The sequence below is a fragment of the Pseudomonas sp. genome (assembly GCF_036387035.1).
Taxonomy (GTDB): domain Bacteria; phylum Pseudomonadota; class Gammaproteobacteria; order Pseudomonadales; family Pseudomonadaceae; genus Aquipseudomonas.
On the sequence record NZ_DASVUM010000082.1, the window covers coordinates 1 to 13667 of the forward strand.

11 protein-coding genes are annotated in these 13667 nt (G+C 62.0%); 10 read left to right on the forward strand and 1 reads right to left on the reverse strand.

Going from position 1 to position 13667, the window contains the following annotated elements:
• Window positions 1-385 precede the first annotated feature (385 nt).
• On the forward strand, window positions 386-766 hold the full coding sequence (locus tag VF672_RS07525) for a cupin domain-containing protein (protein WP_331103221.1): 381 nt from the start codon (window positions 386-388) through the stop codon (window positions 764-766).
• On the opposite strand, the gene VF672_RS07530 is transcribed toward VF672_RS07525, so the two are convergent.
• Window positions 767-1675, reverse strand: a complete 909-nt coding sequence (locus tag VF672_RS07530; RefSeq protein ID WP_331103223.1) for a LysR family transcriptional regulator — start codon at window positions 1673-1675, stop codon at window positions 767-769. It lies immediately after the preceding gene.
• A gap of 129 nt (window positions 1676-1804) precedes the next feature.
• Between VF672_RS07530 and VF672_RS07535 the strand changes: the two genes are divergently transcribed.
• The 9 genes from VF672_RS07535 to VF672_RS07575 form a co-directional block, all read left to right on the forward strand.
• Window positions 1805-2644, forward strand: a complete 840-nt coding sequence (locus VF672_RS07535; protein WP_331103225.1) for an FAS1-like dehydratase domain-containing protein — start codon at window positions 1805-1807, stop codon at window positions 2642-2644.
• Between the two features lie 79 nt (window positions 2645-2723).
• Entirely contained in the window at window positions 2724-3887 is a 1164-nt protein-coding gene (locus VF672_RS07540; protein WP_331103226.1) for an acyl-CoA dehydrogenase family protein, read from the forward strand.
• A 10-nt stretch (window positions 3888-3897) separates the two neighbouring features.
• Entirely contained in the window at window positions 3898-5247 is a 1350-nt protein-coding gene (locus VF672_RS07545) for an MmgE/PrpD family protein (protein ID WP_331103228.1), read from the forward strand.
• A 44-nt stretch (window positions 5248-5291) separates the two neighbouring features.
• On the forward strand, window positions 5292-6491 hold the full coding sequence (locus VF672_RS07550) for a CaiB/BaiF CoA-transferase family protein (RefSeq protein WP_331103230.1): 1200 nt from the start codon (window positions 5292-5294) through the stop codon (window positions 6489-6491).
• A gap of 78 nt (window positions 6492-6569) precedes the next feature.
• Window positions 6570-7394 carry a CoA ester lyase gene (locus VF672_RS07555; RefSeq protein ID WP_331103232.1) on the forward strand — a complete coding sequence of 275 codons (825 nt, stop codon included), beginning with the start codon at window positions 6570-6572 and terminating at the stop codon, window positions 7392-7394.
• A 180-nt stretch (window positions 7395-7574) separates the two neighbouring features.
• Window positions 7575-8573 carry a TRAP transporter substrate-binding protein gene (locus VF672_RS07560; RefSeq protein ID WP_331103233.1) on the forward strand — a complete coding sequence of 333 codons (999 nt, stop codon included), beginning with the start codon at window positions 7575-7577 and terminating at the stop codon, window positions 8571-8573.
• Between the two features lie 121 nt (window positions 8574-8694).
• Entirely contained in the window at window positions 8695-9327 is a 633-nt protein-coding gene (locus tag VF672_RS07565; protein WP_331103235.1) for a TRAP transporter small permease, read from the forward strand.
• Window positions 9327-10610, forward strand: coding sequence for a C4-dicarboxylate TRAP transporter large permease protein DctM (dctM, locus tag VF672_RS07570; protein WP_331103237.1), 1284 nt, complete (start codon window positions 9327-9329; stop codon window positions 10608-10610). The genes VF672_RS07565 and dctM overlap by 1 nt, the downstream gene beginning before the upstream one ends.
• A 295-nt stretch (window positions 10611-10905) precedes the next feature.
• The coding region (locus VF672_RS07575; RefSeq protein ID WP_414705579.1) for a type VI secretion system Vgr family protein at window positions 10906-13667 on the forward strand (2762 nt) is incomplete at its 3' end.

The following is a 13667-nucleotide window of genomic DNA, read 5'->3' on the forward strand; positions in this document are numbered from 1 at the left end:
TCGCACCGTAAATGGATGGCGTACCCACCGGCCTCTTCCCGGCTGAAGCCGGTCCCACTATTAGCGCGTGGTGTGTCAGTGGGACCGGCTTTAGCCGGGAAGGCGTCGCGCGTCGCACCGTAAAATGGATTGCGTACCCACCGGCCTCTTCCCGGCTGAAGCGGGTCACACCATGAGCGCGTGGTGTGTCAGTGGGACCGGCTTTAGCCGGGAAAGCGTCGGGCGTAACAGCGCAAAATGGACGGCGTACCCACCGGCCTCTTCCCGGCTGAAGCCGGTCCCACATTTGGAACCAACGCACCCGCAGCCGTGCAATAACGTACAAGACCCGACCCATCCGCGCGCTCTAGATTGGCCCCACATCAAAGCCTTTGGAGCCACTCTCGTGTCCACTTCCCACGCCCAGCACACCCCCATCAACTTCGCTCAGAAATACAGCCTGTTCACCGAGCAATGGCAGCCAAAGGTCATTGCGCAAATGAACGACTACCAGTTCAAACTGGCGCGGCTGGAAGGGGAGTTTCTCTGGCACAGCCACGCCGACACGGACGAAACGTTCATCGTGCTTGAAGGCTGCCTGCGCATCGATTTCGCCGACGGCTTCGTTGAGCTCAACGCAGGCGAGCTATTTGTCGTGCCCAAGGGTGTCGAGCACAAACCGTTTGCGGCTCAGGAGGTGAAGCTGATGCTGATCGAGCCAAGCGGGGTCATCAACACGGGCAGCGACATCAACGCGCGCACGGCGCAGAACGACGTCTGGATCTGATCACGCCTCAGGCTTTACGGCTTGCGGCTCAGGCAGCAGGACCGAAATCAACGCCCTGACCACCCCCGGCAGGGCGTCGAGCTCCCTCACCAGAATGCTGCGTTCACGCACCGCCCATGGCTCGTCCAGCTCGATGGTCACCAGCTTCATTGTCCGGCTGTGCCGCGAGGCGGCCGATTCTGGAATCACCCCGATGCCCACCCCGGCTTCGACCATCCGGCAGATCGCCTCGAAGCCCGACACCTGAATCCTCAGCGACAAATGCTGCCCGAGCCGCTCGACGTGATCGCGCAAAAAGCTCAACAGCGTGCTGCCTTCGTGCAGGCCGATGTGCTGGAACGCCAGGGTCTGCTTGAAGGTGACTTTTTTCTCGGTCGCCAGCTCATGGCCCACCGGCACCGTCAGCACCAGACGGTCGGTGCTGAAGTGGATGACCTGCAAACCCGCCGCCTCCACTGGCCCGGCAATGATGCCCATGTCAGTGCTGCCGTCGAGCACACCGCGCACGATATCCCGGGACAGACGCTCTTGCAGATCCACCGTCACACCGGGCCGCTTCGCCAGAAAGCCGGCCAGCACTTCGGGCAAAAACTCGGTGACGGCCGTGGTGTTGGCGAAGATGCGAATGTGCCCGGCGGAATCGGTGCCGTAGCTGGTGAACTCGCTTTTCAGGTACTCCACCTGACTCATGATCAGCCGCGCATGTTTGAGCAGGCGCTGACCGGCCGGGGTCAGTTCGACGCCGCGACTGTCGCGGTACAACAGGCGCGTGCCCAGCTGACCTTCCAGCGCCTTGATCCGTGCGCTGGCCGCCGCCGGGGAGAGAAATGCCCGGCGCGCGCCCTGGGTCAGGCTGGGTGATTCACCGATGTGAATGAAGAGGCGCAAGTCAGCCAGATCGAAATGCATTGTGGGTGTCCGGACGGTGCAGAAGGCGTTCAGGATACCCGAACGCCGCTATACGCAAATGCAAATTTACAGAATGCCGACACGCTTCCATGCTCTGGCCACAACAACAAACCCAGAGGGTTCCCGCCCATGAGCGCTGCACAGTCACCCATGGATTTCACGGCCTGGATTGGACGCACCGAGGAAGCCGAGGATCATCTGAGCCTCAACCTGATCAAGCGCATCGCGGCCACCTTTGGCGAGCCCACGCCCGCGGTCGGCGATGCGCTGCCGCCGCTGTGGCAGTGGTGTTTCTTTCAAGAGCCGGTGTTCGAAGCGCAGCTCGGCGGCGACGGCCACCCGGCCCGTGGCGGCTTCCTGCCCCCGGCCGACAACCGCAACCGGATGTGGGCCGGTGGGCGCGTTGAGTTCATTCAGCCGCTGAAAGTCGGTGCCGACGCCCATCGCCTGTCGACCCTTCTGCACATCGAAGAAAAGCACGGCCGCACCGGTTCGCTGCTGTTCGTCACGGTTCGCCACGACTATTCGCAACACGGCGCGCTGTGCGTGCGTGAAGAGCAGGACATCGTTTACCGCGAACCCAACCCGCCGAAACTCAACAGCGGCGAGGCGCCGGAGCAGGGCGAGTGGAATGAGGTCATCGAGCCGACGCCGACGCTGCTGTTTCGCTACTCGGCCGTGACCTTCAATGGCCACCGTATTCACTACGACCACCCCTACGTCACCGACACCGAGGGTTATTCCGGTCTGGTGGTGCACGGTCCGATGATCGCCACGTTCAACCTTCGCGCCTTTCTGCGCGCCCATCCCGACAAGCGCGCGCGGCATTTCGCCTATCGCGGCGTGCGGCCGTTGAACGTGCCTGCGGCGTTCCGCGTGGGCGGAAAAATCGTCGAGCCGGGCAAGGCGCAGCTGTGGGCAGGCAATGCCGCCGGCGTCGCCCAGAGCGCCGAAGTGGTTTTCGACTGATGCCAGCTTCAACGCCATCTTTCTTTTATACAGCCAGGCGCGCCGATGCTACGGGCGCTGGCCGATGCGAGTGGACACCATGAATCCCTACGAAAACGAAGACCTCAATGCCATCCGTGACGGCGTGCGCGCGCTGTGTGCGGGCTTCCCCGCCGAATACTGGCGCAAGATCGATGAAGAGAAAGGCTTCCCGGAAACCTTCGTCAAGGCGCTTACCGATGAAGGCTGGCTGTCGGCGATGATCCCCGAGGAATACGGCGGCTCCGGACTGGGCCTGGCGGAAGCGTCGGTGATCCTCGAAGAAGTGAACGCCTGTGGCGGCAATTCCGGCACCGTTCACGGCCAGATGTACAATATGTTCACCCTGTTGCGTCACGGCAGCGACGCGCAGAAAAGCCAGTACCTGCCAAAGCTTGCCAGCGGTGAACTGCGCCTGCAATCGATGGGCGTGACCGAACCGAGCACAGGCACCGACACCACCAAGATCAAGACCACGGCGGTGAAGCAGGGCGACAAGTACGTGATCAACGGCCAGAAGGTCTGGATCTCCCGCGTGCAGCATTCCGACCTGATGATCCTGCTGGCGCGCACCACGCCGCTGGCCGAGGTGACGAAGAAGTCCGAAGGCATGTCGATTTTCCTCGTCGATTTACGTGACGCCATCGGCAACGGCCTGACCGTGCAGCCCATCGCCAACATGGTCAACCACGAAACCAACGAGCTGTTCTTTGACAACCTTGAGCTGCCTGCCGACAGCCTGATTGGCGAGGAGGGCAAAGGCTTTCGCTACATTCTCGACGGGCTGAATGCCGAGCGCACCCTGATCGCCGCCGAGTGCATCGGCGACGGTCGCTGGTTCATCGAGAAGTCAGCCGCCTACGCCCGCGACCGCGTGGTGTTTGGCCGGCCAATCGGGCAGAACCAAGGCGTGCAGTTCCCCATCGCCGAAGCGCACATTGAAATTGAAGCCGCCGACTTGATGCGCTGGCGTGCCTGCGAGGAATACGACAGCGGCAAGAATGCCGGGGCCAGCGCCAACATGGCCAAGTACCTGGCGGCGAAGGCGTCATGGGAAGCTGCCAACGCCTGCCTGCAAACCCACGGTGGCTTCGGCTTCGCCTGCGAATACGACGTGGAGCGCAAATTCCGCGAGACGCGCCTGTACCAGGTCGCGCCGATTTCCACCAACCTGATTCTTTCCTACGTCGCCGAGCATTTGCTCGACCTGCCGCGCAGCTTCTGAGGACGCCAAGATGAGCCATACCCAGGCATTGGCGGGTTTCCTCGCCGAGCTGACTTACGAACAGATTCCCGGCGTTGTGCTGGATCGCACCGAAGACCTGTTCCTCGACTGGATCGGCTCAGCGCTGGCCAGCCAGGGCGCGCGGCCCATCCCGTTGTTCGAGCGCTACGCCGAACGCATGGGCCCGCCACAGGGCAAGGCGAAGATTCTGGTCAGCGGTCGCGGCACCTCGGCGTACTTCGCCGCGCTGGTCAACGGCGCGTCTTCGCACTTGGTCGAGCAAGACGATCTGCACAACAGCTCGGTGCTGCACCCGGCGACGGTGGTGTTCTCAGCCGTGTTGGCGGCCGCGCAGGACCTCGGAAAAACCGGTCAGGACTTGCTGCTGGCGTCGGTCGCCGGTTATGAAGCCGGCATCCGCATCGGCGAGTTCATGGGCCGCTCGCATTACCGCATCTTCCACACCACCGCCACGGTGGGCACCCTCGCTGCGGCGGTCGGCGTCGGCAAGCTGCTGAACTTCGATAAAGAGCAGTTCATCAACCTGCTGGGCACGGCGGGCACCCAAGCCGCCGGGCTATGGGAATTTTTGCGGGACGCCGCCGACTCCAAACAGCTGCACACCGCCAAGGCCGCGGCCGATGGCCTGCTGGCGGCGTACCTCACCGAAGACGGACTGACCGGTGCGCGCAACATTCTCGAAGGTGATCAGGGCATGGCGGCGGGAATGTCCAGCGACAGCGATCCCGCAAAGCTGTCAGACCGGCTGGGCAGCCGATGGGCGCTGGTCGAGACCTCTTTCAAGTTCCACGCCTCGTGCCGTCACACCCACCCGGCCGCCGATGCCTTGCTCCACCTGATGCAGCGCGAAGGCCTGCGCCATGAGCAGATCGCCAAGGTGGTCACCCGTGTTCATCAGGGCGCCATCGATGTGCTCGGTCGGGTCGATGTGCCGCAGACCGTGCATCAGGCGAAGTTTTCCATGGGCGCGGTGCTTGGGCTGATTGCAGTGCACGGCAGCGCGCAGTTGATCGAATTTCGCGACCTGGCGCTGACCGATGCGGACGTCGCGGCATTCCGCGAAAAAGTCACGATGGTGCTGGACCCGGAGGTGGATGGTGCGTATCCGGCGCGCTGGCTGGGGCGCGTAGAGGTGACCACCACCGATGGCCGCACCCTTAGCGCGGGCATCGATGAACCCAAGGGCGACCCGGGCAACACCTTGTCCCGGCCTGAACTGGAGGACAAGGTCCAGCGCCTGCTGGCGTTCTCTGGCGCACGCACGGTGGAGCAGGGCACGGCCCTGATCCAGCGGGTCTGGCAACTGCGCGATGCGCAGGACCTGGCCGACCTGATCTAACAGCCAACACGCTCCTACAAGGGACTGTGAAGAGGTTTACCCACATGACTGAACAATCCCCGCGTCCTTTGGACGGCATCACCGTCGTCAGCCTGGAACACGCTATCGCCGCGCCGTTCTGCACCCGCCAACTGGCTGACCTCGGCGCGCGCGTGATCAAGGTCGAGCGCCCCGGCGTCGGCGATTTCGCCCGTGGCTACGACCAACGCGTCGACGGCCTGGCCTCGCATTTCGTCTGGACCAACCGTTCCAAGGAAAGCCTGACCCTGGACCTCAAGCAGGACGAGGCCGGCGATATTCTCGAATCGCTGCTGGGCAAGGCCGATGTGCTGGTGCAAAACCTGGCGCCGGGCGCTGCCGCCCGGATGGGCCTTTCATTCGAAGCCTTGCAGGCCCGCTTCCCGCGCCTGATCGTCTGCGACATTTCAGGCTATGGCGAAGGCGGGCCCTACGAGAAAAAGAAGGCCTATGACCTGTTGATCCAGAGCGAAGGCGGCTTTTTATCGGTCACCGGTGGCCCCGGCGATAACGAGATGGCCAAGGCCGGCTGCTCCATCGCCGACATCGCCGCCGGCATGTACGCCTACACCGGGATCCTGTCGGCGCTGATGCTGCGCGACAAGACCGGGCAGGGCAGTCGCATCGACGTCAGCATGCTGGAAAGCCTGGTCGAGTGGATGGGCTATCCGATGTACTACGCCTACAACGGCGCGCCGCCACCGCCGCGGGCCGGCGCGTCTCACTCGACGATCTATCCCTATGGGCCGTTTCCTACCGGTGGCGGCGGCACGATCATGCTGGGCCTGCAGAACGAGCGCGAATGGGCAGTCTTCTGCGAGAAGGTTCTCCTGAATCCGGCGCTGGCCACCGACGCGCGCTTCTCGGCGAACTTCAAACGTTCGGAAAACCGCGAGGCGCTGCGGCAAATCATCGTCGATGGCTTTGCAGCCCTGAGCGTCGACGAGGTGGTCGCTCGCCTGGAAACGGCACAGATCGCCAATGCGCGGGTCAACGACATGCAGGGCGTCTGGAACCATCCGCAACTCAAGGCGCGCGACCGCTGGCGCGAAGTCGACAGCCCGTCCGGCCCGCTGCCGTCGCTGTTGCCGCCGGGCCACAACACGGCGTTCACCCCGCGCATGGACGGTGTGCCAGGCCTGGGCCAGCACACCACCAGCATCCTCGGCGAGCTAGGGTTTTCGGCGCAGGACCAGGCCCGAATGGCGGCGGGCGGGGTGGTTTAAAGCGCCCATCTCGGTGCTTGGGGCGCGTGATGTTGCGCCGCCCTTGTGTGTAAAACCCAAATCAGGAGAGCTTCAACCATGCCGCAAACCATCATTCGCTCGGCGCTGTTCGTCCCTGGCAGTCGTCCCGAGCGTTTCGCCAAGGCGCTGGCCGCCGGCGCCGATGCGGTGATCGTCGATTTCGAAGACGCCGTGGAAGAACCCCTCAAGCGGCAGGCGCGGGACCACCTTGCGGCGTTCTTGAATGGCAACCCGCAAGCCTCTGTCTGGGTGCGGGTCAATGCGCCGACCCACGCGGAACATGCCGAGGATCTGGTGTTTTGCCAACGACACGCCGGCGTGGCCGGGGTGCTGCTGCCCAAAGTTGAAAGCGCGGCTCACGTCGCGGTCGTCTGGCAGACGGGCAAGCCGGTCATGCCGATCATCGAAAGCGCCAAAGGGCTGTTGGCGCTGGAGCAGATCGCCCATGCGCAGGGGGTTCAGCGGTTGTCGTTCGGCGGCCTCGATCTGGCGCTGGACCTGAACCTCAACAGCGGCACCGACGCTGCGCACAGGTTTCTGGATCAGGCGCGAATGTCAGTGCAACTGCATTCACGTGGCGCCGATCTGTTGCCGCCACTGGACGGCGTACACCCGGCCATCGGTGACCCGCAAGGCTTGCACCGCGCCATTCGCCACGCCTACGACATGGGCTATGGCGGCGCGCTGTGCATTCATCCCGCTCAAGTGCCGGTGATCCACGCCGCTCTGGCCCCCACCGCCGATGACCTGAACTGGGCGCAAAAAGTGATCGACGCCAGCGCCGCCGCCGGTGGTGCGGGCGCCTTTCAGCTCGACGGGCAAATGGTTGACGCGCCGGTGCTGCTGCGGGCTCAGCGTTTGCTGGCGTTGGTGGCCGGATGAAATACGAAAGCGTTGGGGTGGGTCCTACGACGCGTCGCGTTCAGCCACCCCGAACGCCGGCTTACACAAATGCTGATTCTCTAAACACCGGGGCGTCGTCATCGTGGGGCTGCACTATGCTCATGCACGCAACCTGCTCCTGCAAACATAAGCTCCTACAAAAATAAAAAGGTGATATCGATGTTGAAGCTGACGAAAGCGCTTTTCTGCGCGGCCGCGGTGTCTATGGCCAGCCTCGCACAGGCCGCTGACCCGATCACGATCAAGTTTGCCCACGTGGTGGCGGAAAACACGCCCAAAGGGCAGGGCGCGTTGCTCTTCCAGAAGATGGTTGCTGCGGACCCGGCCTTGAAAGACAAGGTCAAAGTCGAGGTCTATCCAAACTCCTCACTGTTCGGCGATGGCAAGGAAATGGAAGCCCTGCTGCTCGGCGATGTGCAGATGCTAGCCCCGTCGCTGGCGAAATTCGAGCAGTACACCAAGAAAGTCCAGATCTTCGACCTGCCGTTCCTGTTCAACGACCTCGCCGCCGTCGACCGCTTCCAGCAAGGCCCCCAAGGCAAGGCGCTGCTGACCGCGATGGACGACAAGGGCATTCACGGTCTCGCCTATTGGCACAACGGCCTCAAGCAACTCTCGGCCAACAAGAAGCTGGTGGAACCGAAGGACGCCCGCGGCCTGAAATTCCGCGTTCAGGCCTCCAGCGTGCTGGAAGCGCAATTCGTTGCCCTGCGCGCCAACCCGCGCAAGATGAGCTTTGCCGAGGTCTACCAGGGCCTTCAGACCGGCACTGTCAACGGCACCGAAAACACTTGGTCGAACTACGAAAGCCAGAAGGTCAACGAGGTGCAGCCGTTCTTCACCGAGTCCAACCATGGCCTGATCGACTACATGGTGATCACCAATTCGAAGTTCTGGAACGGCCTGCCCGCCGACGTGCGCGACGAGCTGCAAAAGATCATGGATCAGGTCACTGTCGAGGTGAACAAGCAGGCCGAAGCGCTGAACCAGACGGCCAAGCAGAAAATCATCGACGCCAAAACCAGCGAAATCGTGACGCTCACCCCCGAGCAGCGCGGCAAATGGCGCGAAGTCATGAAGCCGGTCTGGGACAAGTTCTCTGACGAAATCGGCGCCGACCTGATCAAGGCCGCTGACGATTCGAACAAGGCGCCTTGACCCCTTCCATCGTTTCTCGATACAGACCGTGACGGCCTGGCGGCCACCCCTTTTTGCGGGTGGTCTGCCTCCACGGCCGTCTCTACACCCGGCTACGTTCGGCTTCGTTCGGAGAATGCTTATGCACCCGCTGACGCGACTCTGGGAGCATCTGGAGGAGGGCATCATTGCTTTCCTGCTGGCTGCCATGACGCTCGTGACTTTCGTCTACGTGGCGTTGAACAACATCTACACCCTGTTTTATTCCCTCAGCGATCAATGGGCGGTCAGCAGCGACTTTTTCGCCGGCATCGGCGATCACCTGATGGGCTACGCCCAAGGCATGACCTGGAGCGTAGCCCTGACCAAAGCCCTGTTTGGCTGGCTGATTTTCTTCGGCATTTCCTACGGCGTGCGCACTGCCGGGCATCTGGGCGTTGACGCGCTGGTCAAGAAAACCAGCAAGCCGGTGCAGCGCATGCTCGCGATGCTGGCCTGCGCCTGCTGCCTGGCGTACGCCGGTCTCTTTCTGGTGGCCAGTTACAAGTGGGTCGCGGCGCTGTTCGTGGCTGGCATTGGCGCCGAGGACCTCGACAAATTCGGTATCGAGGTCGCCTACATCGCCATCATCGTGCCGATCGGTTTTGCCCTGGTGATCGCGCGCTATCTGGAAATCCTTTACCGCATCTGGACGCACCGGCAGACCGGGTTGGGTCTGGCCGACGAAGCGGCTGAAGCGAGCAAACTGGCCAATCCTTCCGAGGGGCAGCACTGATGACCGTTATCTGCCTGTTCCTGCTGCTATTCGTATTCATGTTCCTGGGCGTGCCCATCGCCATTTCCCTTGGGTTGTCCGGCGCCGTTTCGATCTTGCTGTTCAGCCCGGACTCACTGAGTTCGCTGGCGATCAAGCTCTTCGAGACCTCCGACAGCTACACCTTCCTGGCGATTCCGTTCTTCCTGTTATCCGGTGCCTTCATGACCACCGGCGGGGTCGCGCAGCGGCTGATCGACTTCGCCAACGCCTGCGTCGGCCACATTCGTGGCGGCCTTGCAATTGCGGCGGTGCTGGCGTGCATGCTGTTCGCGGCGTTGTCCGGTTCGTCGCCTGCAACGGTGGCAGCCGTCGGGTCGATTGCCGTCGCCGGCATGGTGCGTTCCGGTTACCCGAAGGCGTTCGGTGCCGGCATCATCTGCAACGCCGGTACGCTGGGCATTCTCATCCCGCCTTCCATTGTGATGGTGGTCTACGCTGCCGCAACGGAAACCTCGGTCGGCAAGCTGTTCATTGCCGGCGTCATCCCCGGGATCCTGCTGGGTGTGGCGCTCATGGTGGTGATCTACATCGTGGCCCGGGTCAAGAAACTCCCGGCCCAGCCGCGCGTGACGTTTCGCCAGTGGCTGCACACCGCACAACGCGCCTTCTGGGGCCTGATGCTGCTGGTGATCATCCTCGGCGGGATTTACAGCGGCATGTTCACCCCGACCGAAGCGGCGGCGGTGGCTGCGGTTTATTCGGCGTTCATTGCGCTGTTCGTCTACAAGGACATGAGTTTCAAGGACTGCCCGAAGGTCCTGCTGGAGTCCGGCCGGCTGTCGATCATGCTGATGTTCATCATCGCCAATGCCATGCTCTTCGCCCACGTCCTGACCACCGAACAGATCCCGCAGCAGATCACCGCCTGGGTGATCTCCGAAGGCCTTACCCCGATCGGTTTCCTGATCATGGTCAACATCGTGCTGCTGGTCGCCGGCAGCTTCATGGAGCCCTCGGCGATCATCCTGATCCTTGCGCCGATCTTCTTCCCGATCGCGATGAAACTCGGCATTGACCCGATCCACCTGGGCATCGTGATGGTGGTCAATATGGAGATCGGTCTGGTCCACCCTCCGGTGGGGCTCAACCTCTTCGTGACCTCCGCAGTGACCGGCCTGACCCTGGGCGAAACCATCCGCGCGGCCTTGCCTTGGCTGTCGATCCTGCTGGTGTTCCTGCTGCTGGTAACCTACGTGCCCTTCATCTCCCTCGCGCTGCCGAACTGGCTGGGGATGCCGTGACAGAGCAATGACTTAACCGAACTGTGAGCACAGTGCCTTCGCCCCCGACGACGTGAGTTGCCGGGGGCTTTTTTATGGCTGGTGCGGATGCGTGCTGCGAGGTGGAGGCCGTATTTAGGATTCGTGTAGGGGGATTCTTGATATGCGTTGGGAAAGGTCTTGTTCGGGTTTTGCCTATGGAATGGCGATTCGAAAAGCCTCATCTTCGCCCGCTTCAGCCCTCTCTCATGGATGAGTTGATCCGGTTTCCTGCGGACCGGTCAGGGGCGCTTTCTCCTGCCAGGGACGCTCATTCATGCTCACTGCATTGCCGCCTTTCTTCGATCACAGCCGCCATAAGCTTGTTGTTCATAGCCTGCCTGTCGCGCTCGACGTTCTAGCCTTTGAAGGTAAAGAACAGCTGAGCCAGCCGTTTTGTTATCGCGTGGAATTTACTTCCATCGATCAGGACATCGGGGCTGAGCGGGTGCTGGGCAAGACAGCGGAGTTCAGTCTGCATGCTGCGCCGCATACGTTGCCGATTGCTATTCGTGGCTTGCCGACGCCACCGGTTAACGCGCTGCGTACGTTGCATGGGGTGATTACTGGCTTCAAGCGGCTCTCAGGCTCCGCGGACGAGGCGCGCTACGAAGTTATCTTGCAGCCGCGCTTGGCCTTGCTCGGTCGCGGTCGGCAGTTTCGGATTTATCAGCATCAGTCGGTGCCGCAGATTGTCGAGAGCATCTTGCGCACGCGACATGATTTTGAGGGACAGGATTTTTTGTTCACGCTGGTTCGGGAGTATCCGAAGCGCGAGCAGGTGATGCAGTACGGCGAGAGCGATCTCGCGTTTATTTCCCGCCTGTTGGCGGAGGTGGGGATTTGGTACCGCTTCAGCAACAATGAACGCTTGGGTATTGCGGTCGTCGAGTTTCACGATGATCAGCGGCATTACATTCGGCCGCGGGTAAGTTTGCCGTTTAGGCCTCAGTCGGGGTTGGGCAGCAGCGGTGCGGACGGGGTCTGGCAGCTGCAGGTCAGTCATGAGGTGGTGGAAAAGAACGTTCACTTTCGCGCCTATCACCATAGAGATGCCAGTGCGTGGATGGATGGGGGTGTGGATCAGACCCGGGGTCATACCACGACTTACGGCGAGGCCTATCACTATGCCGAGCCGTACAAGGTGCTCGGCGACAAACTGGATCAGGATGAAGATTTAGAGGGGGAAAGCGGGTTTTTCTATGGCCGCCTGCGGCATGAGCGGTATCTGAACAACCAGACCCGGCTTAGCGGGATTAGCAGTAGTGCTTCGTTGGGATTGGCGCAAGTGCTGGCGATTTCCGGTGGTGCGCCGCAGGCGTTTGAACCGGGTGCGGTGATCACTCGGTTGAAGTTGCGCGCTGCGAGGGACCGCAGCTTTGAGCTTAGTTTCGAAGCGATTCCGTATTCCGAAAGTGTGTGTTTTCGCCCTCCGTTGCTGGTCAAGCCTGAGATAGCCGGCACCGTTCCGGCACGTGTGACCAGTTCGCTGGCTAACGATCCGTACAGCCACATCGACAGCGAAGGCCGCTACAAGGTCAACTTTCTGTTTGATCGCGACAGCTGGAAGCTGGGCGAAGAAAGCCTGTGGTTGAGGCTGGCCCGTCCCTACGCGGGCGATACCCACGGCCTGCACCTGCCGCTGATCTGTGGGACCGAAGTCGCTGTTGCTTTCGAGCAAGGCGACCCGGATCGGCCCTACATCGCCCATGCCCTCCATGACAATCGCCATCCCGACCATGTGACGCTGCTGCGCAGCGACTACAAGCGCAACGTGCTGCGCACGCCCGCCAACAACAAGCTGCGCATGGAAGATGATCGCGGCAAGGAACACATCAAACTCAGCACCGAGCACAGCGGCAAGAGCCAGCTAAACCTTGGGCATCTGGTCGACAACGAGAAGGATAATCGCGGCGAAGGCTTTGAATTGCGCAGTGATGGCTGGGGCGCGATTCGGGCGGGACGCGGGCTGTTCATCAGTGCGGATGAACAGACCAAAGCCCACGGTCAGCAGCTCGACATGGATGCCGTGATCGAGGAACTGGAGAGCGCATTGTCGGTTGCGCGCACCATGGCCCAGGCCGCGAGAAGTGCAGGCGCCATCGCCGCCGACACCGACAGCCACTCGCAGCTGAACGACGCACTGACTCACCTCACCGAACCCGGTCTTCTGCTGCACGCGCCGGCCGGCATCGGCATCATCACCCCTGAAGCGATCTGCCTGTCCTCCGGTCGCGAAAGCGTCGCCATCACCTCCTCGCGCTCAACCGACATCAGCGCCGGTCGCAACATCACCGGCACCGCCGAGGGTGCGATCAGCCTGTGCGCAGTGACCAAGGGCCTGCAACTCAAAGCGGTTCAGGGCGATGTTCAGCTTCACGCGCAAACCGGCGCGCTGCACGCACTGGCCAACAATGACATCAAGATCGAAAGCCTCGGCGGCCGGATCGAAATCAGCGCCCCGGAAGAGCTCCTCCTGAATTGCGGTGGCGCGTTCATCCGCATCAAGGATGGCGAGATCGAGCTGGGGGCGCCCGGCAACATCTATCAACGGGCCGATTATGTGCTGAAGGCCGGTGCTACCACGCTGACGACTCCGGTGACGCCAATACCTTATGGATACGCGGCGGGGTACACCCTGATCGACGCGCAACAGGCCGCTGCCCGTTTCGTCCGTTACCGGATCACCACGCAGAATGGCGAAGTGTTCAACGGCGTGACCGATAAGGACGGCAGAACCATGCCCGTCCACACAATGTTGCCCGGACACGTGGCGATCGACTTTCCGCAGCCTGAGGAATGGCTGAAGCCGCGGCCGAAGCCTGAGCCTGAGGAGGAAGAAGAGGAGGAGGAAATCACCGAAGGCATCACCCTGCGCATTGGGCTGTTCTTTGACGGGACGGGAAATAACCAGAGCAATGCGGCGGCGACAGAACGGTGCCGGCGGCAGGATCTGGAGAGTTTTAGCAGTGAGGAACTGGAGAGCATTGCCGCGACGTGCAAGCAGTATGGGTTTGGAGAGTTTGACGGTAGTGCGTT